Genomic DNA, 24,747 nt, shown 5'->3' with positions numbered 1-24,747 from the left:
AATGCGGGCCGTTTTCGTTACCACGACGTGCCGACTGCCGACCTAGAACGCGAGCCGGTAACTCGCCGTGGCCATGCGCGCGCGATCGCGCTGGCCGAGGTACTGGTCCACTCCGAGCGCCAGGCTGCTGCGCTCGGAGAGCGTCCAGTCCAGCCCGGTACCGACCACGCCGCCGTAGCGCGCCACGCCGATACCGCCCACCGGCGCCCACTGGTCCACCCCGGTGAAGCTGGCTTCGAACACGTCGCCGCGCAGGCCGAACGCGCGCTGCCACTGCAGGTGGCCGGTCCACTCCAGGCGCGAGCCGTTGCCCAGGGTCCAGCCCTGGCTGGCGCGCAGGCCCACGCCGGCCTGCCAGCGCGCGATGGTCTGCGAGGGCGTCTTCAGGCCGAAGCCGCTGCCACCGGTTTCGCTGAAGGCGTCGCGGCGGATCTGCGCGTACTGCAGGTTCGCGTACGGCGTGAGATGCATGCCGCCGACGCCGAAGCGGTAACCGCTCTCGCCGTAGGCCACGCCGTAGCGGCCGTTGGTGTTGCTGGCCACGCCGCTGCCGAAGCTGCCCAGCTGCACCGCGCGGCGCATCGTCTCGCGGTAGTGGCCCGCGCCGAAACGGCCCACCGCGTACCACGCGTTCTTCACCACGCCGCCGTAGAGCATCGCCTCCATCGCGTGGCTGCGGCCCTGATCGGCGGACTCGGCGAGGCGGCCCAGGCCGTCGGCCTGGCTGATCGCGTAGCCGGCAAAGCCGTTGGCACCAAGGCGGCGATCGGCGCCGGTCATCCAGCCGCTGAGATCCACGCCCACGTTGCCGTAGCCGGCGCGCGACATCGAGCCGTGATAGCCGAGGTTCTGGCTCCACGCGCTGGGCTGCGGCGCGTCGAGCAGCTGGTCGACGTGATCGGACAGCGCGCGGGTGCCCGCGTCGATCGCTTCGAAGGTCATCGCTGCGCTGGCGGCGTGCAGCTGGCCCGACAGGCTCTGCAGCGACTGCTGCAGTGCCTCCGTGCTGGCCACATGCTGCAGGCTCGCCGCACCGGCCAGGAACTGGCCACTTGGCGCTGCGCCCGAACCCAGCGCGCTGTTGAGCTGCTCGAACGCTCCCTGCACGCGCTGCGCCGCGCCGAACGATGCCGCCGTGTAACTGGTGCCGGAAACCTGGGTGACGTTGACCTGCTGAACGTTCAGCCAGGCGCTGGTGGCGTCGTAGTTGAGTGTTGCGGTGAGCAGCACGTTGGTCGGCGTGGTGAGCGCGCTGAAGGTGCCGGTCAGGCCGCCGGCAGCGTCCAGCACGTCGGTGTGCGAGTTGACGGTGTAGTTGCTGTTCTTGTCATAGACGTAGAGGTCGCCACCGTTGATCGTGGCCTTGCCGGACACGGTGAGGATCGAGCCCAGCGACAGCGCCAGCCGGCCGCCCACCTGCTGCACGTACTTGCCGTCGAGCGTGGTACCGCCTGCATTGCCCAGGTCCAGCGTGCCCGCGTTGGTGATGTTGCCGCCCACGTGGTTGGCACCAAAACCCGCGTTGGCGGCAATGGTGACGCTGCCGGCGAGCGAATCCGCGATCAGGCCACCGCCCTGCACCTGGGTGGTGCCGGTGTAGCTGGATGGCTGACTGAGCGACAGCGTGCCGGTGCCCTGCTTGATCAGGCTGCCGGCACCGGAAATCGGGTTGTCCCAGCTCGACTCGCCGGTGAAGTTGACGGTGACGTTGCCCCAGTTGAACTGCGCCGGCCCCTTGACCGCCTTGCCCACGTCGAGCAAGCCGTAGCCGAAGGTCGCGTCGACGCCGGGGGTGCCCAGATCCTTGGCGGTGCCCAGCAGGGTCTGCCGCACCAGATCGTTGTTGAAGTACGGGAATGCCTGCCACACGTCCGCCGCCGCACCGGCCACCGCGGGAGTGGAGAACGAGGTGCCCTGCACCACGTAATAGGTGGGATTGCCGGCCGTATCGTCGGCGCCGGTGATGACCACGTCGCCCGGTGCCACCAGGCAGTAGTTCATGGCCTTGCCGCAGGCGTTGGAATAGGACGCCAGCTGCTGCTTTTCCGGGTTGATCGAATCATAGGCCGCCACCGCCAGCCAGCCGCGCTCGAGATCTGGCGCGTAGTAGGGGATGGCCGCCGTGTCGGACGGCTGTGCCTGCCCCTCGTTGCCGGTAGCGAACACCACCAGGCCGTCGTGGTCGACCACGAACGGGCGGAACGCGTCGCCGAACGCGGTGCCGACCTGGGCGGCATTGGACGGGTCGAAATACAGCCCGCCCCAGGAGTTGTTCATGATCTCCACGCCGTTGTTGATCAGGTCCGGCAGCAGGTACTGCCCGAAAAAGTCCGCATCGGCAGGCTCGACCTTGTTGCCCTGGCCGCTGCCGTCGTCCTTCGGCGGCGTGTCGCTGATGATGCGCGCCGAAACCAGCTCGGCATCGGGCGCGATGCCGCCAGGCCACTGGCCGAAGGGCTTGCCCGCAGCGATCTGGCTGGTCCAGGTGCCGTGTCCGACGACGTCGCCCTTGGTGGTGTCGTTCTTGGCCGGGTCGACGTACAGCAACAGCGCCTTCACCCGGCCTTTCAGCGCGGGATGGTCCGGGTTGATGCCGGTGTCGACGATGCCGATGGTGACGCCGGCGCCGGTGAAGCCGGCCGCGTGCGCTGCATTGGCGTTGGTCACGGTGAGGTGCGCGTCGATCGCCGGCTGATCGGTGGGCGCGGGCGGCGGCGGCGCGGGGGGCGGAGCAGGCGAACGGACATTGCCGCCACCGCCACCGCAGCCAGCCAGTCCGAGGGCCGCGGCGATCACCAACGGCATGCGACGCTGCATCAGCGTCAGTCCTTGCTTGCTCATCTTTGTTTCCCCTGAAACCGGTTGGAAAGGGAGTACCGCGGCGGCTCCATGCCCTGCGCGCTCCGGCGCCGATATTGGCACAACCCGGAGCACAGTTCCGCCTGCATTTTCGTGCGCCGGAACGCCGCATGGCGCGGTTTGCCGCCCTCCGGAGGGGCTGCGATAATCGGCCGGTGCCTATCGCGCCATCGCGCCCAGGCTTCCCCGGAGAATCCCATGTCTGACGTCAGTGTTGTCATCGTCGGTGCCAAGCGCACCGCCATCGGTTCCTTTCTCGGCCAGTTCACCGGCGTGCCCACGCCCAAGCTCGGCGCTACCGCCATCAAGGCGGCGATCGAGCAGTCCGGCGTCGCTGCCGCGGACGTCGGCGAGGTCATCATGGGCTGCGTGCTGCCGGCCAACCTCGGCCAGGCCCCGGCGCGGCAGGCATCGATCGGCGCCGGGCTGCCGCTGTCGGCCGGCTGCACCACCATCAACAAGGTGTGCGGCTCGGGCATGAAGGCGATCATGCTCGGTCACGACCTGATCAAGGCCGGTTCGGTCGGCGTGGTGGTGGCCGGCGGCATGGAGTCGATGACCAACGCGCCGCACATGGTCAACGCCCGCACCGGCATCCGCTACGGCGACGGTCAGCTGGTCGACCACATGGCGTGGGACGGCCTCACCAATCCCTACGACGGCAAGGCCATGGGCGTGTTCGGCGAACTGTGCGCCGACAAGTACCACTTCACCCGCGAGGAGCAGGACGCTTTTGCCACCGCCTCGGTGAACCGCGCGCTGGATGCGCAGAAGAACGGCGCGTTCGCCGGCGAGATCACGCCGGTGACCGTGTCCGGCCGCAAGGGCGACGTGGTGGTGGATACCGATGAGCAGCCCGGCCGCTCGGACACCAGCAAGATCCCCACGCTGCGCCCGGCGTTCAAGAAAGAGAACGGCACCATCACCGCCGCCAGCTCGTCGAGCATCTCCGACGGTGCGGCTGCGGTGGTGCTGCTGTCCGCTGACGACGCGAAGGCACGCGGGCTGGCTCCGCTTGCCCGCATCGTCGCCCACGCCACCCACTCGCAGGAGCCGGAGTGGTTCACCACCGCGCCGGTCGGTGCGATCCAGAAGGTGCTCGACAAGGCCGGCTGGAAGGTGGAAGACGTGGACCTGTTCGAGATCAATGAGGCGTTCGCCGTGGTGGCCATGGCGCCGATCCGCGAACTGGGCATCTCGCACGACAAGGTGAACGTCAACGGCGGCGCCTGCGCACTTGGCCATCCGATCGGTGCCAGTGGCGCGCGGCTGGTGGTGACCCTGCTCAACGCTCTGAAGGTGCGTGGCCTGAAGCGTGGCGTGGCGGCACTGTGCATCGGCGGCGGCGAAGCCACTGCCATTGCGGTGGAGCGCGTCGACTGAATCGTCACACGGGCAGATCAACAATCCCCACGCGTTTCAGATAAAACGCTTAACGGCCGCATTAATAGCGCTTCAACTACTTCGCGAAAGCGGTAGCGCCTTTAACGGGAACGCGCTATTAATACGCGGCCAAACGGCATTCCACGGCAAAGGAGATCCACTATGAAGTTCACGCGTACCCTACTCGCCTCCGCGCTCGTCGCGCTGCTGGCGGCTTGCAGCAACGGCGCGCAGGATTCCGCGCAGGATGCCCAGCAGTCCGCTGACCAGGCTCAGCAGGCTTCTGAAAAGGCCCAGCAGGCCGCGGCAACTGCCCCGACCACGGGTGCAGAGCAGGCAGCTGAGCAGGCCAAGATGCAGGCAAACACGGCCAGCATGGCTGCCGATCAGGCCCAGCAGGCTGCTGCCAAGGCCACGTCCGCCGGTGATGGCATGGTTGATTCGGCCATGACCAATCGCGCGCAGGACGCCGCCGACAACGCTGCTGACCAGGCCGACAAGGCTGCCGACGCTGCCAAGGACGCTGCCGACAACGCGAAGGACGCTGCTGAAGACGCCAAGGACAAGTAATCGTCCACGCGTTTTAGACGCACGAAACCGGCCACCTTCGGGTGGCCGGTTTTTTTTGTGCGTGGAAATCCGCCAGTCACTGAACCTGCGATGCCTGAAAATCCCGGACAAACAAGAAGCCCCGGCTTGCGCCGGGGCTCCTGTGACACTGATGCAGGCATGAACTGCTAGAAGTCCTGGGTAAATCGCACCCCAAGCAGACGCGGCTGGTTGGTGACCGTATATACCTGGCCGTTCGGATAGTCCGGCACCACGTCGTGGGCCGCGCAGACCGCTTCCGCGCATTCGGCGTACTTGGCAATCTCGGCGCGCTTGTCGAACACGTTGTTTATGTAAACGTCGATCGACCAGCCGTTCCTGCGGTAGCCGGCGGACAGGTCCAGCGTGTTGTACGCCGACAGCTTGCCCAGCAGCGACCGCTCGACCAGCCGGAGGTCCGACGTGCGCTCCCCCACGTGTACCACCGCCGCCTGCAGGAACCCCTCGTTCTCGCCCACGTCGAAGGTGTAGCGGGCGCCGAGGTTGCCCTTGAAGCGCGGCGTGATCGGCAACTGCGTGCCCTTGGGCGCTTCTTCCGCGCCGGGACAGTCGGTCACCGGCGTGCCGTTCGCGTCGGTGAACCCGCAATAGTTCGCCGTGAGTTTGGCGTCGTACAGCGCCACGCCCGCGGTGAGCTGCAGGTTGTAGGTCGCCGCCCAGTTCAGTTCGGATTCCAGCCCGTCGATGCGCGCCTGGTTGGCGTTCTTGATCTCGGTGAGGCCGTTGGCGCCCAGGATCGAGAACTGGAAATCCTTCCAGGTCTGGCGGAACACCGAGCCGTTCCACGAGAGGCGGTTGTTGAACCAGGTTGTCTTCCAGCCCGCCTCGTAGTTGGTGAGGTAGTCGGCCTTGTACGGCGGGAGCGTGCCGCGCCGGTTGATGCCGCCGGGCCGATAGCCTTCCGACCGCGTGACGTAAACCATCTTGGTCGGCGTGATGTTCCAGGTGAGGTTCGCCTTGCTCAGCGACCCCGTCTCGCGCACGCGCTTGTCGAAGTCCAGGCAGGGCGCGCCGTGGTAGGGCTGTGGCGAGATGCAGCCGGCCTCGCCGTAGCTCGATCCCGGGAAGAAGCCCGAGCTGAAGCCGAAGTAGCCGCCCAGGCTGTTGTCGGCGCGGAAGTAACGTCCGCCGAGGGTGCCGGTGAGCGTGTCGGGGATAAAGTCATAGGACAGCTCGCCGAACACCGCCTCGTCCTTGTCGACGCGGGTCTGTTTAGTCAGCCACAGCGTGTCGGGCCAGCCCGGGGTATCGAGCGAGTCGGCCAGATTGTCGATCTTGTAGCGCTGCTGGATATCGTGGGTCTGGCGCTGCCAGAACACGCCGGCCACCAGACGCAGGCGCTCGTCGCTGGGCGAGGCGATACGCAGCTCGTGGCTGGTCTTGGCGTAGCGGTCGCGGGCCTGGATGTACTGCGACGGGTTGATCAGGGCGCCGCTGTTGTCATAGATGTACGCGCCGTAGCCGGCCAGGGTGTCGTACCAGAACGAGTAGTCGCTGTAGTCGCTGTCCTCCTCGGTGTGGCGCTTGAGGTGGGCGAAGGCGTAGGTGATGTCGAAGTTGCCGACCTTGCCTTCGACCGTCATCGCCGCCTGCCACCAGCGATCGTTTGCGCGCTCCGGATAGAAGTGCGTTACCGCCAGATCGCCAACCTGCGGATCAACCGCGAACGCGCCGTTGGACTTGGTCTGCTGGCCCATCAGCGTGGGGCTGATCGTCCACTCGTCACTGAGGTCGACCTTCAACGCGGCGCGCGCGCCGGTGGTGTCCACGTCGTTGTAGGAGTTTTTGGCGCGGCCGGTGCAGACGAGTGTCGGCGTCGACGTGCAGCGGTCGTTGCTGACGGTGATGCCGGAGACGGGGAAGGTGCGCGAGCCCGGGGTGTTGTCGATGAAACCGGCGTCGTGCTCGTGCCACCCCACCACGCGCACCGCTGCGCCGGCGGACAGCGGGATGTTGATCATGCCCTCGCCGGTATAACCAAGCCCGCCGTTCTTCACGGTGCTGGTGCCCAGGCTGTAGTTGGCGGCAAAGCCGCTGGGGTCGGGTTTGTTGGTGATGATGCGCAACGCGCCGGCCTCGGCGCTGGCGCCGTAGAGCGTGCCTTGCGGACCGGACAACGCCTCTACCCGCGCAATGTCGTACATGTGGATGTCGAGCGGGCCCTGGATGGTGGTCACCGGCTCCTCGTCCAGGTACACGCCCACGCTGGGCAGCGAGCCGGAATGGTTGCCGTCGCCACCGGACGCCACGCCGCGCATGTAGATCTGCGCAAAGCCCGGGCCGAAGGTCTGGTAGGAGACGCTCGGAAGGTACTTCACGTAGTCGTCGAAGCTCTTGACGTGCAGCTCCTGCAACCGCTCGGTGCCCAGCACCTGGATGCTGACCGGCACCTTCTGCAGGTTTTCGGTGCGCTTCTGTGCGGTCACCGTGACGGCGCCGAGCTCGGCGATCTTCTGGTCCTTCGCCGGCGTCGTGCTGGTGGATGCCTGGCCGGTGTCCTGGGCAAACGCGGCAGGCGCCGCGATGGCCAGGCAGATGGCGCCAGCCAGCGGCATCCGCGACGGGCGCCTTCGGGCGCCTTCGGCCCCGCCCCTGGTGGATCGATTTCGATGCATCGGTTCCCCTCCCTCAAAGAGACAACGTGATGTGCACTTCGCTGTTACCGGTCTTCCCCGTCTTGCGGTACCGCGGGGTACGCCCGCAGCACTTCCCCCAGACTCTGTTCCAGCGGCTCGAGCCAGGGCGCGTAGTGCCGCCACTGATCGACTCCGTCGCGAAAGATCGGCTGTCGCACCTGCTCGGAGCTGGCGGTGCGCACCGGACGCGCGTTTTCGAAGAAGCGCAGGCATGCCGACTCGAACGGCAGCCGGCAGTGCTCGAGCAGCCGGCGCACCTCGCCCTCGGTGTCATCCACCATGCGCTCGTAAGTCACCCGATACACGCGACCTGGCAGCACATCGTCGTAGTGCGCCATCAGTGCGACATAGTCGCGGTAGTAGCGCCCCAGGTCCTCCAGCCGGTAGCTGAAGCTCTGCCCGCGCGCGAAATGCTGCTTGAACCCCGAAAAACAGCACGCCATCGGGTGCCGCCGCGCGTCGATGATGATCGCGTTGGGGAGCATCAGGTGGATCAGCCCGATGTGCATGAAGTTGTTCGGCATCTTGTCGATGAACAGCGGTGCCGACGTCTTGCGCTGGATCCGCGTGTGGGCAAGATAGCGCTCGCCCAGGTCGCGCAGTGCGCCGGCATCGAGCCGAGCCAGCGTGTCGTGGTACGGCATCGCCGCCTCGCCGTCGGCCTGCTCGCGCAACAGCTTGGTGATCGAGGTGATTTCGGGCAGCTCCATCGTGCCCTCCACCTGGCTGTGGCTGGAGAGGATCTGCTCGATCAGCGTCGAGCCCGAGCGCGGCAGTCCGACGATGAAGATCGGGTCGCGGGCGGTGCTGCCGCTGCCGGCCCGCTCGGCGAAGAAACGCGCGGTGTATTGGCGCCGGATGTGCTCGACCCGCGCATGCGTCTCGTCAGGGTCATAACGCAGCTGCGCCCGACGGCGCGCATTGGCCGACGCGTAGTGGGCAAACGAGCCGGCGTACTCGGCACGATCCTCCAGCGCCTTGCCGATGGCGAAGTCGAGATGCAGGCGGTCGTCGTCGCTCAGGTCGTCGCGTGCCAGCTGCGCGCGCATGCTGGCAAGGTCGTCGTCGTCGAAGCGGAAGGTCTTCAGGTTCGCCAGGCTCCACCACACCTCGCCGAACGATGGCACCTGCGCCACGGCGTGCCGGTAGGCTTCGATCGCCCGCGTCGCGTGCCCGGCCGTCTTCAGCGCGTGGCCGTAGCTCATCCAGACCTGGGCGTTGTCCGGGTACTCCGCCAGCAGATCGGCGTACAGCGCGATCGCCGGCTCGTAGTCGCCGACCCGGCACAGCACCACCGCCTTCAGATTGCGATGTGCCGGGTGGGCCGGCTCGGCCGCAAGCAGCAGATCGATCTGCGCCAGCGCGAGCGCCGGCTGATTGGCGCGATGCAGCGCCAGCGCGTAGTTCTGCCTCGCCGCATGAAAGCCGGGGGCCAGGTCGAGGCAGCGCGCCAGCAGGTTCAGGGCGTCGTCGTTGCGGCCCAAGCGCATCGCCAGCTCGGCGAACATGCGGATCGCGGCCACGTCGGTGGGCGCCTCGCGCAAGCGCGCACGCAGCAGCCGCTCGGCCTCGGGCAGGCGACCAGCCGCCAGCGCGTTGCCCGCCGCCAGCAGCGCCGGATCGGCGGCCGCGTGCGCCACGTGACCGACAAAGGCCGCGTCCGCGCCGTCGGCATCCCCGGCGGCAAGGCAGGCATCCGCCAGCAGCCGCCAGGCTTGTGGCAGCGCCGGCGCCAACGCCAGCGCACGGCGAAACGCGGCAACCGCCTCGCCATGCCGCTGCAGCCGCCCCAGAGTCAGCCCCAGCTCGCAGTGCAGCGCACCCCACTGGGGGTGGGACATCGCCAGCGACTGCAACAACATCAGTGCGCCCGCATCATCGCCCCGGGCAGCGCGAGCCGCCGCCTGCAGCCGACGCGCTTCCGGATGGCCCGTCGCCAGCAGCTCATGCAGCACCTGCTCGGCCTGGGCCGGGTCGGTCTGCAGCAGCTCCGCGGCGCGCACCAGCGCCTGCTCCGCGACGGGTCCGGCCACGGCCGTGCCGCTCATGCGACGCGCTCCGCAGCCCGATAGGGCCGGGCGGTGCGCGTGGCGGCGGTGCGGTAGGGCATGGGCGGGATCCCGGCGTGTTCACCGAAATCTAACCAGCTTTTGTGCCGCCGCATAGCGCCGCGTCGGCACCGGGTGACGGAACGCATGCCGGGCACCATCGGCCGCGCTCGGGGCCGCTCAATGCGGCGGTGCGTTTGGGCCGCACCGGGGCGGCCGCTATCATCGCCGTTCCCCTAACCAAGGCAGGCCCATCCATGAGCGTGATCGCCTCGCAGATCGACCCCCGGTCGCCCGACTTCCAGGCCAATGCGGCGCAGCTGCGCACGGCGGTGGACGACCTGCAGCGGGAGCTGACGAGCGCGGCCGAAGGCGGTGGCGAGAAGGCCCGGGACAAGCACACCGCACGCGGCAAGCTGCTGCCGCGCGAGCGCATCCGCGCCCTGCTCGATCCCGGCTCGCCGTTCCTGGAGCTCTCCGCGCTGGCCGCACACGGCATGTACGACAACGCCGCGCCCGCGGCCGGCCTGATCACCGGCATCGGCCGGGTCAACGGCATCGAGGTGGTGGTGGTGGCGAACGACGCCACCGTGAAGGGCGGCACCTACTTCCCGATGACGGTGAAGAAGCACCTGCGCGCGCAGGAAGTGGCGCTGGAAAACCGCCTGCCCTGCGTCTACCTGGTCGACTCCGGCGGCGCTTTCCTGCCGCTGCAGGACGAGGTGTTTCCGGACAAGGAGCACTTCGGCCGGATCTTCTACAACCAGGCGCGGATGTCCTCGCTCAACATCCCGCAGATCGCGGTGGTGATGGGCAGCTGCACCGCCGGCGGCGCCTATGTGCCGGCGATGAGCGACGAGACCATCATCGTGCGCGAGCAGGGCACGATCTTCCTCGGCGGCCCGCCGCTGGTGAAGGCCGCCACCGGCGAGGTAGTGGACGCCGAGACGCTGGGTGGCGCGGACGTCCATACGTCCATCTCCGGCGTGGCCGATCACTATGCCGAGAACGATGCGCACGCGCTGAGCATTGCCCGCGACATCGTGGGCCATCTCAACCGCACCAAGGAGATGCCGCTCGCCCTGCGTGCGCCGGTGGAACCGAAGTACCCGGCCGAGGAGCTGTACGGCGTGATTCCTCAGGACACCCGCCGCCCGTTCGACATCCGCGAGGTGATCGCGCGCATCGTCGACGGCTCGGAATTCCACGAGTTCAAGGCACGCTACGGCAAGACGCTGGTATGCGGCTTCGCGCACATCCACGGCTACCCGGTGGGCATCGTCGCCAACAACGGCATCCTGTTCGCCGAGAGCGCGCTCAAGGGCGCGCACTTCATCGAGCTGTGCAACCAGCGCAACGTGCCGCTGGTGTTCCTGCAGAACATCACCGGCTTCATGGTCGGCAAGAAGTACGAGCAGGCCGGCATCGCCAAGGACGGCGCCAAGATGGTGACCGCCGTGGCCTGCTCGCACGTGCCGAAGTTCACCGTGGTGATCGGTGGCAGCTTCGGCGCCGGAAACTATGCGATGTGCGGCAGGGCTTATGGAGCAAGGTTCCTGTGGATGTGGCCGAACGCGCGCATCTCGGTGATGGGCGGCGAGCAGGCGGCATCGGTGTTGGCGACAGTAAAGCGTGACGGGCTGGAAGCCACCGGCAAGGACTGGAGCGCCGAGGACGAGGAGGCGTTCAAGGCGCCGATTCGCGACCAGTACGAGCGCCAGGGCCACCCCTACTACGCCAGCGCGCGGCTGTGGGACGACGGCATCATCGATCCGGCCGACACCCGCCGCGTGTTGGGCCTGGCGATCTCCGCATCGATGAACGCGCCGATCGAGCCGCAGCGCTACGGCGTGTTCCGCATGTGATGGCGCGCGGCTCGCCTCGGCGGGCCGCGCGCACCGCGATCAGAAGAACTCGTATTCCAGCTGCGCGAGCACGGTGCGTCGCGGCGCGGCGGCGTTGATGCCCAGCACCACGCCGACGCGGTATTCCAGGTTGCCGCGCGTGCCGGGCACGTGCCATTCGCCGGTGACCACCGGGCCAGCCTGGTAGGCGTCGTCGTCAGGGCGGCCGTAGGCTTCAATGCCGGGACGGAACGCCTTGGTCACCGTGTAGGTGCCGGCGTAGCTGTAGCGGAATTCGGTTTTCGACGACGCGCCGGCGCCCACCTCGCGCTCCCAGATCAGGTTGACGCGGTGATCGAAGCGGCCGACGGTCTTCTCGATCAGCGGCCCCACCTCGAGTTCGCCCGGGCCACCGCCCTTGGGATGGCCGTAGGAGGCGAGCAGGCCCACGTCTGCCCAGTAGCGGCCGGTCTCGGTGAACTGGAAGGTGTTCTCGAATTCGTAGCCGACCAGCTTGCCGCCCGCGCCCGGCTCCTTCTCGTACTCGGCCAGGTAGAGCTCCGGCTTCCACCAGCCGTTGAACGCATGTGCCACCGACAGCTCGGCCGCGCGCTCGCCACCGATGTCGGAGCGACCGTCGCTGTAGCCGTAGCCGCGCAGCTCGATCTCGGTCTGGGTCGCCATCACCCGCGGCGAGTAGACAATGAAATCGTCGGCGTGCGCGACGCCTGCCGTGGCGGTGAGCAGCAGGGCGAGCACGGCTGCGGCCCGATGCGATGCGACCGGCCGGTGGCCGGATGGGAGGTGGCGGGTGAAATGGGGAGACATGCGTGGGTTTCCTCGAAGACGAATGACGGTGACAACGTTCGTGGGCGCGACCGCATCTGGGCGCGCGCCTCCCCCGCGCGGGCCCGCCGCGCGGTACAGTCAGGCAACAAATCGATCAGTGCTGCGGCTGCGGCGTGCCGGCTGAAGCGCCCGGTGCGGCGCGCGACCCGGTCGGCGCCGGCGGTGCGCGCAGCCAACGCATGCCAGCGAACAGGGCGATCGCCGTGACCGCGTAGAACACCAGCTGGATGCCGGCGGGCGAGGCGTCGTAGCCCACCAGTTCGCTCAGCGTCTTGCCGGCCAGCGAGCCGTTCGAAAGCAGCCACGAGCTGTCCCACAGCTGCTCGCCCCAGGCCGGAAGCCAGCTGGCCTGCACCAGGAAGCGCGCCGCCGTGGAAGCCAGCCCCGCCGCGAGCAGCACCAGCATCACGTTGGTGGCGCGGAAGAAATGCTTCATCGGAATGCGCAGCAGGCCCACGTATAGCCCGTAGCCGAGCAACGCGCCGCTGGCCACGCCCAGCGCGATGCCGCCGGCAAGGCTGGCGACGCCGATGCCGCCCATCGCCATCGAATAGACGAACAGCACCACCTCGGACCCTTCGCGCAGCACCGCCAGCCCCACCACCGCCAGCAGCAGGGTGAGCGAGCTGGAGCCGGCCTTCACCGCCTGCCCCACCGCGCCCATGTGCTGCGCCAGCTCGCGTGAATGGCGCGCCATCCACACCACGTGCCAGCCGATCATCACCACTGCCGCGAGCAGCACCCCGGCGTTCATCAGCTCCTGGCCGACCCCGCGCGCCAGCTGCGCGATGGCCCCGGCGCCCAGCGCCACCAGCACCGCGCCGAACAGGCCCAGCCCTATGCCGCCGGCCACGTACAGCCCGCGCCGATCGACGCCGCGCGTGGCGGCACAGACGATGGAGACGATCAGCGCCGCCTCCATCACCTCGCGAAAAACCAGCAGCGCTACGCCGGGCATGGCATCACTCCGCGATCAGCCGGCCCTGGGCCGTGTCCTGGTGGAAGTCGCCGAAAAACCGGTAGCTGCCCGGCTTGAGCGGCCCCACGTAGACGCTGGCGGTGCTGTTGGGCAGCACGATCTTCTCCCGGCCGAGCTCGGTGCTCTCGAACTCTTCCGGAGCGGCATCGCGGTTCTCGACCAGCAATTTGACCTTGGCACCCGAGGGCACCTTCAGTTCCGAAGGCTGAAACGTGTGATTCTGGATCACGAGGCGAAATTCGGGGACATCGGCGGCCTGCGCGGCAAGGCTCGCGAGCAGCAAGGCGGCGGTAACGACGAGACGGGTCACGGCGTCATTCCAGGTGAAGAAAGTTGCTGGATGATAATAGTTCTTATTTAAAGTGGCAATTTCCGCCGCTGCCTCCACCTTGGTTGAGGGTGAGGCGAAACAGCGCGGGCGCAGCGCTCGCTCGGCGAAGCACAGGCACCAGACGGGTCCGAAACTGACCTGCCTGACCGGGCCTGGCCGCTGCGGGACCCGTGTCACTACCGCGGCAAGCTGCACCACCATGCGTGAGGCCGGGGCAACACCCGGTCCCAGAACAGGCACTCAGAACAGGCGCTGTGGGGCGAGCTGAAGCGGGCTCCCGCAGCCGCGGACCTCTTCGGCGTGATCGGCAGCGGCAGCGACCGCGGAGCTACTTCCCGCGTGGGCGGAAGTTGAGCGGCATCGGCTCCGCTGCCGCGGGCGGATGCGCGGCAGCGGGAGGCTTCGGGCCACAGGCGCCGCAGGTGTCGCAGCCGTCGCTGCAGTTGCCGGTGGTCTGCTTCGGCTGCATGGCATGGGCGAGCCGGCGCTTCCAGCTCGCGGCATCCGGACGATCCAGCCGCAGCGCCACGGCGGCGAGCCAGCGCGCGGTCGGCTTGGGCGCCAGCTTGCGCACCACCACGGCCACGCTGACCAGCACGATCAGCCCGATCACCACGTACTGCACGAGCAAGCCGGTACTCACGAGAGCCACACCGCCACGTGGTAGGTGATGAACGAGGCCACATAAGCCAGCGCGAACATGTAGCCGAACGAGATGGCCACATTGCGCCAGGAGTCGGTCTCGCGGCGGATCACCGCCAGCGTGGACATGCACTGCGGCGCGAAGGCGAACCACACCAGCAGCGACAGCGCACTGGCCAGCGGAAAGTTCACCGCCAGCGCCTGGCCGAGACCGCCGCCGCCGACGGCGTCGCCGCTCACCGCGTACACCGTGGCCAGCGCGGCCACCGCCGTTTCGCGCGCGGCAAACGCGGGGATCAGCGACAGGCTGATCTGCCAGTTGAAGCCGATCGGCGCAAAGATGTGCTGCAGGCCGCGGCCGAGGTAACCGGCGATGGAATATTCGATCGCCGGGCGCGTCGCGCCCTCCGGCGGGCCGGGAAACGTGGAGATGAACCACATGATCACGGTCAGCGCCAGGATCACCCCGGTGAGCCGCTTGATGAAGATCATGCCCCGCTCCCACAGGCCGATCGACACGTCGCGCAGCTTGGGCAGGCGGTAGGACGGCAGCTCCATCAGCAGCGCGTGCTCGCTCTTGTCGCGGCGGATGCGCTTCATCACCCAGCCCACCAGCATCGCGCCGAGGATGCCTATGGCATACAGCGCGAACAGCACCATGCCCTGCAGGTTGAACACGCCCAGCACGCGGCGCGAGGGAATGAACGCGCCGATCAGCAGCGCATACACCGGCAGCCGCGCCGAGCAGGTCATCAGCGGCGCCACCAGGATCGTGGCCAGCCGGTCGCGCGGATCGGTGATCGAGCGCGTGCCCATGATGCCGGGGATGGCGCAGGCGAAACTCGACAACAGCGGGATGAACGAGCGCCCGGTGAGGCCCACGGACACCATCATCCGGTCCAGCAGGAACGCCGCACGCGGCAAGTAGCCGGACTCCTCCAGCGTGAGGATGAACACGAACAGCACCAGGATCTCGGGCAGGAAGCCGAGCACCGTGCCGATGCCCCCGAAGATGCCGTCGGTGACGAGGCTCTGCAGCGGCCCGGCCGGCATCCACGCCGCCACGTGCGCGCCCATCCAGTCGAAGCCGTCGGCTATCGCGTCGGTCATCGGCTTGCCCACCGAGTAAACCGCCTGGAACACCAGGAACATCACCAGCGCCAGGATCGCCAGCCCGAACACCGGGTGCAGCGCCCAGCGGTCCAGCGCGTCGTCCACCGCATCGGTGGCGCGCGGCATGGTGACCGCGGCAGTCAGCAGTTCGCGCACTTCGGCGTGCAGGTCGGCGCGGCTGGCCGGATCGTCCGGCTGCACCGGTGCCGGCTCGGGCATGACACCGTCGACGCGCTCGACCAGGGCTTTCACGCCATCGCGGCGCACTGCCACAGTTTCCACCACCGGCATGCCGAGCCGTCGGGACAGCTCGGCCACGTCGATCACCACGCCGCGGCGCCGGGCCGCGTCCATCATGTTCAGCGCCAGCACCATGGGCCGCCCCAGCCGCTTCACCTCCAGCACGAAGCGCAGGTGCAGGCGCAGGTTGGTGGCGTCGGCCACGCAAACGATCAGGTCCGGGGCGGCCTCGCCGGGGTATGCACCGGCACAGACGTCGCGGGTGATCTGCTCGTCGGGGCTGGTCGCATCGAGGCTGTAGGTGCCGGGCAGGTCAAGCACCTGCAGCACGCGTCCGGACGGCGCGGTAAAGCGGCCCTCCTTGCGCTCCACCGTCACGCCGGCGTAGTTGGCTACCTTCTGCCGGCCGCCGGTGAGCTGGTTGAACAGAGCCGTCTTGCCGCAGTTCGGGTTGCCGACCAGGGCGATGCGCAAGGTACTGGCGCTCACGCAGCCTCCTGCAGGCGCACGGTGATGCGCGCCGCTTCGGTGCGGCGAAGGGCAAACCGGGTGGAGCCGATCAGGATCAGCAGCGGATCGGATCCCAGCGGCCCACGCGCCACCAGGCGCACCGGCTCGCCCGCGACGAAGCCCAGGTCGCGCAGGCGTTGCGCGATGGCGTCATCGAGGTGGGCGTCATCGACGCGGTCCACCACGGCGGGCGAACCCTTGGGCAAATCGGACAGGCGCACGGGGCTGGGCCTAAATAGGAATGGTTCGCATTGTATATCGTTCCCCGCGGGGCCGCATTCAAGCCCGTGCGGCACGCGCGGCGTTTATCATCCCGGGTCTTTGCCAAGGGACTTCGCCATGACGAGCCGCCTCTCGATCACCGACCAGGACCGCGTTCGTCGTATCGCGCTGAACCGTCCCGAGGTGCACAACGCGTTCGATGACGCGCTGATCGCAGAGCTGACCTCCGCGATCGATGAAGCCGGCCGCAGCGAACAGGTGCGGGCCGTGGTGCTCACCGGCGAAGGCGAGAGCTTTTCCGCCGGTGCCGACCTGCACTGGATGCGCTCGATGGCGCAGGCCGGCGAGCGGGAAAATCGCGAGGACTCGCTGCGCCTGGCGCAACTGATGCGGCGACTGCAGTTCTGCCCCAAGCCGACCATCGCGCGCGTCAACGGGGCTGCCTTCGGCGGTGGGGTCGGGCTGATCGCCTGTTGCGACATCGCCATCGGCGTGGACGGCAGCAAATTCGGACTCACCGAGGTCAAGCTCGGGCTGGTGCCGGCCGTGATTTCGCCCTACGTGATCGCCGCGATCGGCTTGCGCCAGGCGCGCCGGCTGTTTCTCACCGGCGAGTTCTTCGATGCCACCACCGCCGCACGGATCGGCCTGCTGCACGAAGCCGTTCCTGCCGCGCAGCTCGATGCCGCGGTGGAGCGTGTGCTCGGCTTCCTTGCCAAGGCCGGTCCGGTGGCGCAGTCCGAAGCCAAGACGCTGGCGCTGGACACGGCCGGACTCGACCAGGCCGGGGCCGAACAGTTGGATGAGAAAAACGCGGCCCTGATCGCGCGGCTGCGGGTATCTGCCGAGGGCCAGGAAGGCCTCGGGGCATTCCTCGCCAAACGGGCACCCGCCTGGATCGGCGACTGAGTCGCCACGCCTCGCTCACCGCGACCACAGCGGTCGCCACCGTGGCGCGCGCAGCGGCGCACTTGCTGCGCTGCGCATCGGCTGAAAACAGTCGTTCTGTTACCGTTTCGGGCTTTGCAACGCGGCGCACGCCATCAAGGGACTTCGCATGTTCGAACGCGTACTGATTGCCAACCGCGGCGAGATCGCCTGCCGTGTGATCCGCACCTGCCGGCGACTGGGTATCCGCACCATCGCGGTCTACTCCGAGGCGGATGCCGACGCCCAGCACGTGCGGCTGGCTGACGAGGCGTTTCCGATCGGCGGCCCGCGACCGGCCGACTCCTACTTGCGCGGCGACGCCATCCTCGCCGTGGCGAAGCAGGCCGGCGCCCAGGCCATCCATCCCGGCTACGGCTTCCTGTCCGAGAACACCGCCTTTGCGCGCGCCTGCGCCGACGCCGGCATCGTCTTCATCGGCCCGAAGCCCGAAAGCATCGACGCCATGGGCTCCAAGGCCGCGGCCAAGGCGCTGATGGAAAGCCATGCGGTACCGCTGGTGCCGGGCTACCACGGCGACAACCAGGATGCCGACTTCCTCGCCGAGCAGGCCCGCACCACCGGTTTCCCGCTGATGATCAAGGCGGCGGCGGCAAGGGCATGCGCATCGTGCGCAGCGAGGCCGAATTCGCCGACGCCCTGGCCTCGGCGCAACGCGAATCGGCCAGTTCGTTCGGCGATACGCGGGTCATCCTCGAGCGCTACGTCGAACACCCGCGGCACATCGAATTCCAGGTGTTCGGCGACACGCAGGGCCACGTCATCCACCTCAACGAGCGCGAGTGCTCGGCGCAGCGCCGCTACCAGAAGGTGCTGGAGGAAACGCCCTCGCCGTTCCTCGACGAGGCGCGCCGCGCGGCCATGGGCGAGGCCGCGGTCGCCGCGGCCAAGGCGGTGAACTACGTCGGCGCCGGAACCGTGGAGTTCATCGTCGCCCAGAGCGGCGAGTTCTTCTTCATGGAGATGAACACCCGCCTGCAGGTGGAGCACCCGGTCACCGAGCTCACGCTGGGGCTGGACCTGGTGGAGTGGCAGCTGCGCGTCGCCGCGGGCGAGCCGCTGCCGCTCGCGCAGGATCAGATCAGCGCACACGGCCACGCCATCGAAGTGCGCCTGTACGCCGAAGACCCCGACCAGAACTTCCTGCCCGGCTCGGGCAAGCTGCTGCGCCTGCGCCTGCCTGCGCCGTCCGAACACGTGCGGCTGGACGGCGGCGTGATCGAGGGCGACACGGTCACCATCTTCTACGATCCGATGATCGCCAAGCTCATCGTGTTCGACGCCGATCGCCCACGTGCCCTGCTGCGCCTGCGCGAAGCGCTCGCCGAGTGCGAGATTGCCGGGCCGAAATCCAACATCGCCTTCCTCGAGCGGCTTGCGCGCCATCCGGTGGTGGTCGAGGGCCGCATCGACACGGGCTACCTCGACCGTCACCTGGACGAGTTTCTCGTCGGCGACGTGGCGCCGCCGGACTACGTGCTGTTCGCCGCCGCCACCGCCGCCCTGCTGCACGACGAATGCGCTGCGATGGCGGGCACGCGCGGCAGCAGCGATCCGTTCTCGCCCTGGGCCCGGGCCGATGCCTGGCGCATCGGCCACGAAGGCCGCCGGCTGGTGGCGCTGGAACGCCACGGCTACCGCTACGAAGTGGAGGCCTACGGCCACGGCGGGCACTACCGCATGCGCCACGGCGACGACCACTGCGAGGTTCGCGGCGCCCGCCACGACGGCGAAACCCTGAGCGCCCGCTTCGACGGCGACGCGCTGCGCCTGGCGGTTCGCGCCGACGGCAGCCGGGTGCTGCTGCACGACGTCGACGGCCAGCGCCACCACCTCGCCCGCGCCGCAGCTTATGCCTGGGAAAGCAGCGATGCCGCCGGCGGCCACCAGCTGACGGCGCCGATGCCGGGCCGCATCGTGCTGGTGAAAGCCGCCGTCGGCGACGAGGTTGCCGAGGGCCAGGAGCTGATCGTGATGGAAGCGATGAAGATGGAGCTCGCCTTGAAGGCCCCCCGCGCCGGCACCATCGAAAGCCTCAGCGCCGCCCAGGGCGATTTCGTTGAAGCCGACGCCCTGCTGGTGCGCTTCGCCACCGAGTGAAACGCCACCCCTGCAGGAGCCCGCTCGCGGGCGATGCTTTCCGCTTTAAAAAAACGTGGATTCAGAGCGAAACGCATCGCCCGCGAGCGGGCTCCTACAGTGATGGACTGAGCTGCCACGGAGAACGCCATGACTGATACCAACCACGTCCGCATCGTCGAAGTCGGCGCCCGCGACGGCCTGCAGAACGAGAAGACCCTGCTGCCGGCCGAGGTGAAGATCGCGCTGATCGACCGGCTGTCATCCACCGGCCTCAACACTATCGAGGCGACCAGCTTCGTCAGCCCGAAGTGGGTGCCGCAGCTGGCCGATGCGGCCGAGGTGTTCGCCGGCATCCGCAAGGTGCCGGGGGTGAGCTATCCGGTGCTGGTGCCGAACCTGCAGGGCTACGAGCGCGCCCGCTCCGTGGGCGCCACCGAGGTGGCGGTGTTCAGTGCCGCCAGCGAGGCGTTCAACCGCAAGAACATCAACGCCTCGATCGACGAATCGATCGAGCGCTTCCTGCCCGTGCTGGAAAGGGCCAAGGCCGACGGCGTGAAGGTGCGCGGCTACGTTTCCACCGTGCTCGGCTGCCCCTACCAGGGCGAGGTGCCCGTCGCCGACGTGGTGCGCGTGGCGCAGCAGCTGCACGCGGCGGGCTGCTACGAGGTGTCGCTGGGCGACACCATCGGCGTCGGCACGCCGGCGAAGGCGCGCGCCATGCTGCGGGCGGTCGCCGCCGAGGTGCCGATGGCCGCGCTGGCCGTGCATTTCCACGACACCTACGGCCAGGCGCTCGCCAACATCCTGGCGTGTCTGGAGGAAGGCGTGCGCGTGGTCGACAGCGCCGTCTCCGGCACCGGCGGCTGTCCGTACGCGAAGGGCGCGACGGGGAATGTGGCCAGCGAGGACGTGGTCTACATGCTGCACGGCATGGGCATGCACACGGGCGTGGATCTCGACCTGCTGGTCGCCACGGGCGCCTGGCTTGCCGCCCAGCTGCACAAGGAAACCGCCAGCCGGGTGACGCGGGCGCGCACGGCGACCTAGGTCGCATCGCGACACGCCGACCCGCGCCGCTAGAATCGAGGGCTTGCGGCCAGCCGATCCGCGCGCTGTGCCCGCTCCCGTGGACCACGATGCAGGGGAATCCGATGCGCGCACGACTCACCTCACGCCGGCTGGGCCTGGCCATGCTGCTGGCGCTGGCGCCGATGGTCGCCACGGCGACGGACGCGCCGACCCGCGACAGCCTGCTCCTGCCCGATCGCGTGTGGACCGCCGACGGCGACGCCGCGCACGCCGGCTGGGTCGTGCTGGTGCACGAGGGCAAGGTCGCCGCTGTCGGCCCAGCGGCATCCATCAAGGCGCCCGCCGATGCCGAGCGCATCACCCTGCCCGGCACCACGCTCACGCCCGGCCTGATCGACCTGCATTCGCACCTGTTCCTGCATCCGTACAACGAAGCGCTCTGGAACGACCAGGTGCTCACCGAACCGCAGGACTACCGCACGCTGGAAGCCGCCGCGCACGCGAAGGCCACCCTGATGGCCGGCTTCACCGCGCTGCGCGATCTGGGCACCGAGGGCGCCGGCTTCGCCGATGTGTCGATCAAGCGCGCCATCGACAACGGCCTGATCCCCGGCCCGCGCATGTTCGTCGCCACCCGCGCCATCGTCGCCACCGCCAGCTACGGCCCGGGGCCGCGCGGCTTCCGCCCCGACCTGGACCTGCCGCAGGGCGCGCAGCCGGTGACCGGCGTGGACGCCGCCGTGGCCGCCGTGCGCGAGCAGGCCGCGCGGGGCGCGGACTGGATCAAGCTCTACGCCGACTACCGCGTGGGCGACCACGGCGAGACGATGCCGACGCTGTCGCCGGCCGAGATCAAGGCGATCGTCGACGCCGCCCACCAGATCGGCCGCCCGGTCGCCGCGCACGCGGCCAGCGAGGCCGGCGTGCGTAACGCGGTGGAGGCGGGCGTGGACACCATCGAGCACGGCTACGGCACCAGTGAGGCCACCTTCCGCCTGATGAAGCAGAAGGGCGTTGCCTACGAGCCCACGCTTACCGCGGTGGAGGCCACCTCGGAATACTTCCAGCACTATGTGCCTGGCCAGTCCGAACCGACGCCCGCAATGAAAGAGGCCGCGCACGCCTTCCGCACCGCGCTGAAAGTCGGCGTGACCATCGGCAACGGCAGCGACGTGGGCGTGTTCGCGCACGGCGAGAACTGGCGCGAGCCGGCGCTGATGGTCGCCGACGGCATGACGCCGGTGCAGGCGCTGCATGCAGCCACCGACGTCGCCGCGCGCGTGCTGCGCGAGCAGGACCATTTCGGCCGCATCGCGCCGGGCCAGTTCGCCGACCTGGCCGCATTCGCCGGCGACCCCAGCCGCGACGTGCAGGCGCTTCGCCATCCGGTATTCGTGATGAAAAACGGCACCGTCTATCGATCCCCCGACCTCCCTCCCGCCTCCCCGACCACGCCATGACCGAACGCACCACCGCCTTCACCATCCGCCCCATCGAGGCACGCGACGACGCAGACGTCGCCCGCGTCATCCGCACCGTGATGCCGAGCTTCGGCGCCGACGGCCCCGGCTTCGCGATCCACGACTCCGAGGTCGACCACATGACCGCAGCCTATGCGCAACCGCGCTGCAGCTACTTCGTGGTGGAGCGGGACGACCGCGTGGTCGGCGGCGCGGGCGTGGCCCCGCTGCAGAACGCCGAGCCGGACGTGTGCGAGCTGCGCAAGATGTACTTCCTGCCGGAGGCCCGCGGCATCGGCGCGGGCACCGCGATGATGCAGCGCTGCCTCGACGCCGCCCGCGCCCACGGCTTCGCCCGCTGCTACCTGGAGACCCTCACCGGCATGGACCAGGCCCAGGCGCTTTACCTGCGCACGGGCTTCAAGCCACTGTGTGCACCGATGGGCGGCACCGGCCACTTCAGTTGTGATCGGTTTTTCCTGCTGGACCTGTGATGGAGGCGCGTCATGAGCACCGACCCTCGCGTGGACGACTACATCGCTGCCGCGGCGCCCTTCGCGCGCCCGCTGCTGGAGCATCTGCGCGCCGTGGTGCACGCTGGCTGCCCCGAGTGCACTGAAACGCTGAAGTGGCGGATGCCGTTCTTCGAATACCGCGGGCGGCCGCTGTGCATGATGGCCGCGTTCAAGCAGCACTGCGGTTTCGGTTTCTGGCAACCGGAAGCGAAGACCGGTGAGACCGACGGCATGGGCCAGTACGGCAAGCTCACCGCCGTGGGCGAGCTGCCGCCACGCCGCGAGCTGATCGCGGCGGTGAAGGCCGCGATGCAGCGAATCGATGCAGGCGCGCCCTCGCCACGCGCGCGCGCTGCAGCCCGTGCCAGGCCAATGCCGGCGATGCCGGACGATCTCGCCGCCGCCCTTGCGCGCGGCGAGCACGCCGCGGCCAGTCGCCACTTCAACGCCTTCAGCGCCAGCGCACAGCGCGAGTACATCGAGTGGATCGCCGAGGCGAAGACCGCCGCCACCCGCAGCAAGCGACTCGCCAGCACGCTCGAGTGGCTGGCCGAAGGCAAGCCACGCAACTGGAAATACCTGTCGTGATCGAACCCACCGAGTCCCCGCCCCACCTCGAATTTCGCGTCGACGATCCCGCACTGCCCGAGCTGCGTGCGCTGATCGAACCCACCGACGGCTATCTCGCCGAACTGCATCCCACCGGCAACATCGAGCCGGTATCGCTGGCCGCGCTGCAACGTCCGCAGGTCACCCTGCTCACCGCCCGCGTGGACGGCGCCCCGGTCGCCTGCGGCGCCTGCATCGACGAGGGCGACTACGTCGAGATCAAGCGCATGTACGTGCTGCCGGCCTGCCGCGGGCTGGGCCTGGGCAAGCAGCTGCTCGAGGCAATGGAAGCACACGTGCGCAGCCGCGGTGGCCGGCTGGTGAAGCTGGAAGCGGGTACGGCGCAGAACGAGGCCCTCGAGCTGTACGAGCGCGCCGGTTACCGCCGCTGCCTGCCGTTTGGCGGGCATCATGCCAACCCGCGCAGCGTGTGCATGGAAAAGGTGCTGGCATGATCCGCGTCGCGACCGCCGATGACGCCGCGGCCTTCCACGCCATCTATCTGCCGCACGTGCTGGAAGGGGTTGCCACCTTCGAGACCGTGCCACCGGGCGTGGCGGTGATGCGCGAACGCGTGCTGGCCCGGCTGGAGCAGTACCCCTGGCTGGTCTGGGAACAGGCCGGCGAGGTGCTGGCCTACGCCTACGCGAGCCGCTTCCGCGAACGCGCCGCGTACGACTGGATCGCCGAGACGTCGATCTACGTGCGCCCCGAGGCGCAGCGCCGCGGCATCGCGCGTCGCCTCTACGGCACGCTGCTGGATTCGCTGCGTCTGCAGGGGCTGCATCAGGCGGTCGGCGTCATCACGCTCCCGGGGCCCATCAGCGTGGCCGCGCACGAGGCAATGGGCTTCGAGCCGGCGGGCGTGTGGCGCCAGGCGGGCTACAAGCTCGGTCAGTGGTGGCATGTGGGCGTGTGGCAGAAGACGCTGAGTGAACCGGCCAACCCGCCCGCCGCGGTGATCCCCTTCGCACAGCTGCGACAGCAGCCGGCGTGGCGGGCACGGCTCCAAGACCACGACTGATCATCCCGCTGCCGCCGCACGCCGCGGCAACGCGCGTGGGCGTGCCGGTTCGCGGTCCGCTAAAATCGCGGTTTTCCACGCTTCGGGAACTCTCCATGCAGCTTGCTCAGGTCAAGGCCGTCATCACCGGCGGCGCCTCCGGACTCGGCCACGCCGTCGCTCAGCACCTCGTAGCGCAAGGCGCCTCGGTGGCACTGTTCGACGTCAACGAGGAGAAGGGCCAGGCCGCCGTTGCCAGCCTCGGTCAGGCCGCCCGCTTTTACCGCACCGACGTCACCTCCGAAGAGGGCGTGAGCGCCAACGTCGCCGCTGCGCGCGAGGCGATGGGCGGGCTGAACGTGGTGATCAACTGCGCGGGCATCCTCGGCGCCGGCCGCGTGCTGGGCAAGGAAGGCCCGATGGCGCTGTCGCAGTTCCAGACCACCGTGATGGTGAACCTGGTCGGCAGCTTCAACGTGGCCAAGGCCGGCGCCGCGCTGATGCAGGGCAACGAGGCGGGCGAGGACGGCGAGCGCGGCGTGATCATCAACACCGCCAGCGTGGCCGCCTACGAAGGGCAGATCGGCCAGGCCGCCTACTCCGCCTCCAAGGGTGGCGTGGTCGGCATGACGCTGCCAATGGCACGCGAGCTGTCGCGCTTCGGCATCCGCGTGGCGACGATCGCCCCGGGCATTTTCTGGACGCCGATGGTGGATTCCATGCCGCCGGCGGTGCAGGAATCGCTGGGCGCGTCGATCCCGTTCCCCTCGCGCCTGGGCAAGCCGGAGGAGTTCGCCGCCACGGCCGCGTTCATCCTTACCAACCGCTACATCAAC

At 68.8% G+C, this 24,747-nt stretch carries 20 protein-coding genes and 1 pseudogene; 12 read left to right on the top strand and 9 right to left on the bottom strand.

All coding sequences use genetic code 11. The annotated features are described in order from the left end of the window. Window positions 1-42: 42 nt before the first annotated feature. Window positions 43-2,841 (bottom strand): S8 family serine peptidase, encoded by a 2,799-nt coding sequence (locus tag VFG40_RS03280; protein ID WP_324894860.1) that lies wholly within the window; start codon window positions 2,839-2,841, stop codon window positions 43-45. Window positions 2,842-3,057: 216 nt separating this feature from the next. On the opposite strand from VFG40_RS03280, the gene VFG40_RS03275 reads away from it, so the two are divergent. Both VFG40_RS03275 and VFG40_RS03270 read left to right on the top strand, forming a co-directional pair. Continuing rightward, a complete protein-coding gene (locus VFG40_RS03275; protein WP_324894858.1) occupies window positions 3,058-4,242 on the top strand; it encodes a thiolase family protein in 1,185 nt (394 codons plus the stop codon). 162 nt (window positions 4,243-4,404) lie between these two features. Further along, window positions 4,405-4,812: a hypothetical protein gene (locus VFG40_RS03270; RefSeq protein ID WP_324894856.1), complete on the top strand. Its 408-nt coding sequence runs from the start codon at window positions 4,405-4,407 to the stop codon at window positions 4,810-4,812. Window positions 4,813-4,979: 167 nt separating this feature from the next. On the opposite strand, the gene VFG40_RS03265 is transcribed toward VFG40_RS03270, so the two are convergent. Both VFG40_RS03265 and VFG40_RS03260 read right to left on the bottom strand, forming a co-directional pair. Then, window positions 4,980-7,406, bottom strand: coding sequence for a TonB-dependent receptor (locus VFG40_RS03265; RefSeq protein ID WP_324894854.1), 2,427 nt, complete (start codon window positions 7,404-7,406; stop codon window positions 4,980-4,982). Window positions 7,407-7,510: 104 nt separating this feature from the next. Next, window positions 7,511-9,535: a tetratricopeptide repeat-containing sulfotransferase family protein gene (locus VFG40_RS03260; protein ID WP_324894852.1), complete on the bottom strand. Its 2,025-nt coding sequence runs from the start codon at window positions 9,533-9,535 to the stop codon at window positions 7,511-7,513. A 257-nt stretch (window positions 9,536-9,792) separates the two neighbouring features. Between VFG40_RS03260 and VFG40_RS03255 the strand changes: the two genes are divergently transcribed. Continuing rightward, on the top strand, window positions 9,793-11,400 hold the full coding sequence (locus VFG40_RS03255; protein ID WP_324894850.1) for a carboxyl transferase domain-containing protein: 1,608 nt from the start codon (window positions 9,793-9,795) through the stop codon (window positions 11,398-11,400). A gap of 39 nt (window positions 11,401-11,439) precedes the next feature. Here the strand turns inward: VFG40_RS03255 and VFG40_RS03250 are convergent, their stop codons facing one another. From VFG40_RS03250 to VFG40_RS03225, 6 genes are all read right to left on the bottom strand, one after another. Continuing rightward, on the bottom strand, window positions 11,440-12,207 hold the full coding sequence (locus VFG40_RS03250; RefSeq protein WP_324894848.1) for a hypothetical protein: 768 nt from the start codon (window positions 12,205-12,207) through the stop codon (window positions 11,440-11,442). Window positions 12,208-12,322: 115 nt separating this feature from the next. Continuing rightward, the gene (locus tag VFG40_RS03245; protein ID WP_324894846.1) at window positions 12,323-13,186 is read right to left on the bottom strand and encodes an FTR1 family iron permease; all 864 of its coding nucleotides are present in this window, start codon (window positions 13,184-13,186) and stop codon (window positions 12,323-12,325) included. A gap of 4 nt (window positions 13,187-13,190) precedes the next feature. Then, window positions 13,191-13,739 carry a cupredoxin domain-containing protein gene (locus tag VFG40_RS03240; RefSeq protein ID WP_324894844.1) on the bottom strand — a complete coding sequence of 183 codons (549 nt, stop codon included), beginning with the start codon at window positions 13,737-13,739 and terminating at the stop codon, window positions 13,191-13,193. A 127-nt stretch (window positions 13,740-13,866) separates the two neighbouring features. Next, entirely contained in the window at window positions 13,867-14,181 is a 315-nt protein-coding gene (locus VFG40_RS03235) for a DUF6587 family protein (RefSeq protein WP_324894842.1), read from the bottom strand. Continuing rightward, a complete protein-coding gene (feoB, locus tag VFG40_RS03230; RefSeq protein ID WP_324894840.1) occupies window positions 14,178-16,022 on the bottom strand; it encodes a ferrous iron transporter B in 1,845 nt (614 codons plus the stop codon). The genes VFG40_RS03235 and feoB overlap by 4 nt, the downstream gene beginning before the upstream one ends. Beyond that, window positions 16,019-16,264 (bottom strand): FeoA family protein, encoded by a 246-nt coding sequence (locus VFG40_RS03225; protein WP_324894838.1) that lies wholly within the window; start codon window positions 16,262-16,264, stop codon window positions 16,019-16,021. Before VFG40_RS03225 ends, feoB begins: the two co-directional genes overlap by 4 nt. Before the next feature lie 118 nt (window positions 16,265-16,382). Between VFG40_RS03225 and VFG40_RS03220 the strand changes: the two genes are divergently transcribed. The 9 genes and pseudogenes from VFG40_RS03220 to VFG40_RS03180 all read left to right on the top strand — a co-directional run. Then, window positions 16,383-17,174: an enoyl-CoA hydratase/isomerase family protein gene (locus VFG40_RS03220; RefSeq protein ID WP_324894837.1), complete on the top strand. Its 792-nt coding sequence runs from the start codon at window positions 16,383-16,385 to the stop codon at window positions 17,172-17,174. A gap of 148 nt (window positions 17,175-17,322) precedes the next feature. Then, window positions 17,323-19,313 (top strand): annotated as a pseudogene (locus VFG40_RS03215) (acetyl/propionyl/methylcrotonyl-CoA carboxylase subunit alpha). 129 nt (window positions 19,314-19,442) lie between these two features. Next, complete coding sequence (locus tag VFG40_RS03210) at window positions 19,443-20,342, top strand: hydroxymethylglutaryl-CoA lyase (protein WP_324894835.1); 900 nt, start codon at window positions 19,443-19,445, stop codon at window positions 20,340-20,342. Window positions 20,343-20,446: 104 nt separating this feature from the next. Beyond that, window positions 20,447-21,784 carry a metal-dependent hydrolase family protein gene (locus VFG40_RS03205; protein ID WP_414649237.1) on the top strand — a complete coding sequence of 446 codons (1,338 nt, stop codon included), beginning with the start codon at window positions 20,447-20,449 and terminating at the stop codon, window positions 21,782-21,784. After that, a complete protein-coding gene (locus VFG40_RS03200) occupies window positions 21,781-22,278 on the top strand; it encodes a GNAT family N-acetyltransferase (protein WP_324894833.1) in 498 nt (165 codons plus the stop codon). The genes VFG40_RS03205 and VFG40_RS03200 overlap by 4 nt, the downstream gene beginning before the upstream one ends. A 12-nt stretch (window positions 22,279-22,290) precedes the next feature. Beyond that, on the top strand, window positions 22,291-22,887 hold the full coding sequence (locus VFG40_RS03195; RefSeq protein ID WP_324894831.1) for a YdeI/OmpD-associated family protein: 597 nt from the start codon (window positions 22,291-22,293) through the stop codon (window positions 22,885-22,887). Continuing rightward, window positions 22,884-23,363 carry a GNAT family N-acetyltransferase gene (locus tag VFG40_RS03190; RefSeq protein ID WP_324894829.1) on the top strand — a complete coding sequence of 160 codons (480 nt, stop codon included), beginning with the start codon at window positions 22,884-22,886 and terminating at the stop codon, window positions 23,361-23,363. The genes VFG40_RS03195 and VFG40_RS03190 overlap by 4 nt, the downstream gene beginning before the upstream one ends. Then, window positions 23,360-23,932, top strand: coding sequence for a GNAT family N-acetyltransferase (locus VFG40_RS03185; protein WP_324894827.1), 573 nt, complete (start codon window positions 23,360-23,362; stop codon window positions 23,930-23,932). The genes VFG40_RS03190 and VFG40_RS03185 overlap by 4 nt, the downstream gene beginning before the upstream one ends. Window positions 23,933-24,027: 95 nt before the next feature. Then, a partial coding sequence (locus tag VFG40_RS03180) for an SDR family NAD(P)-dependent oxidoreductase (protein ID WP_324894825.1) occupies window positions 24,028-24,747 on the top strand: 720 nt, incomplete at its 3' end.

This window comes from Dyella sp., from assembly GCF_035685805.1.
Classification (GTDB): Bacteria; Pseudomonadota; Gammaproteobacteria; order Xanthomonadales; family Rhodanobacteraceae; genus Dyella_A.
This window is presented reverse-complemented; position numbering and strand designations above follow the sequence as displayed.

Coding starts and splice junctions, on each gene's coding strand:
- VFG40_RS03240 (WP_324894844.1), bottom strand. CDS start 13,739: ATGGTGGTGCAGCTTGCCGCGGTAGTGACACGGGTCCCGCAGCGGCCA.
- VFG40_RS03280 (WP_324894860.1), bottom strand. CDS start 2,841: ATGAGCAAGCAAGGACTGACGCTGATGCAGCGTCGCATGCCGTTGGTG.
- VFG40_RS03250 (WP_324894848.1), bottom strand. CDS start 12,207: ATGTCTCCCCATTTCACCCGCCACCTCCCATCCGGCCACCGGCCGGTC.
- VFG40_RS03260 (WP_324894852.1), bottom strand. CDS start 9,535: ATGAGCGGCACGGCCGTGGCCGGACCCGTCGCGGAGCAGGCGCTGGTG.
- VFG40_RS03255 (WP_324894850.1), top strand. CDS start 9,793: ATGAGCGTGATCGCCTCGCAGATCGACCCCCGGTCGCCCGACTTCCAG.
- VFG40_RS03245 (WP_324894846.1), bottom strand. CDS start 13,186: ATGCCCGGCGTAGCGCTGCTGGTTTTTCGCGAGGTGATGGAGGCGGCG.
- VFG40_RS03205 (WP_414649237.1), top strand. CDS start 20,447: ATGCGCGCACGACTCACCTCACGCCGGCTGGGCCTGGCCATGCTGCTG.
- VFG40_RS03220 (WP_324894837.1), top strand. CDS start 16,383: ATGACGAGCCGCCTCTCGATCACCGACCAGGACCGCGTTCGTCGTATC.
- VFG40_RS03195 (WP_324894831.1), top strand. CDS start 22,291: ATGAGCACCGACCCTCGCGTGGACGACTACATCGCTGCCGCGGCGCCC.
- VFG40_RS03210 (WP_324894835.1), top strand. CDS start 19,443: ATGACTGATACCAACCACGTCCGCATCGTCGAAGTCGGCGCCCGCGAC.
- VFG40_RS03275 (WP_324894858.1), top strand. CDS start 3,058: ATGTCTGACGTCAGTGTTGTCATCGTCGGTGCCAAGCGCACCGCCATC.
- VFG40_RS03200 (WP_324894833.1), top strand. CDS start 21,781: ATGACCGAACGCACCACCGCCTTCACCATCCGCCCCATCGAGGCACGC.
- VFG40_RS03270 (WP_324894856.1), top strand. CDS start 4,405: ATGAAGTTCACGCGTACCCTACTCGCCTCCGCGCTCGTCGCGCTGCTG.
- VFG40_RS03265 (WP_324894854.1), bottom strand. CDS start 7,406: ATGCCGCTGGCTGGCGCCATCTGCCTGGCCATCGCGGCGCCTGCCGCG.
- VFG40_RS03185 (WP_324894827.1), top strand. CDS start 23,360: ATGATCCGCGTCGCGACCGCCGATGACGCCGCGGCCTTCCACGCCATC.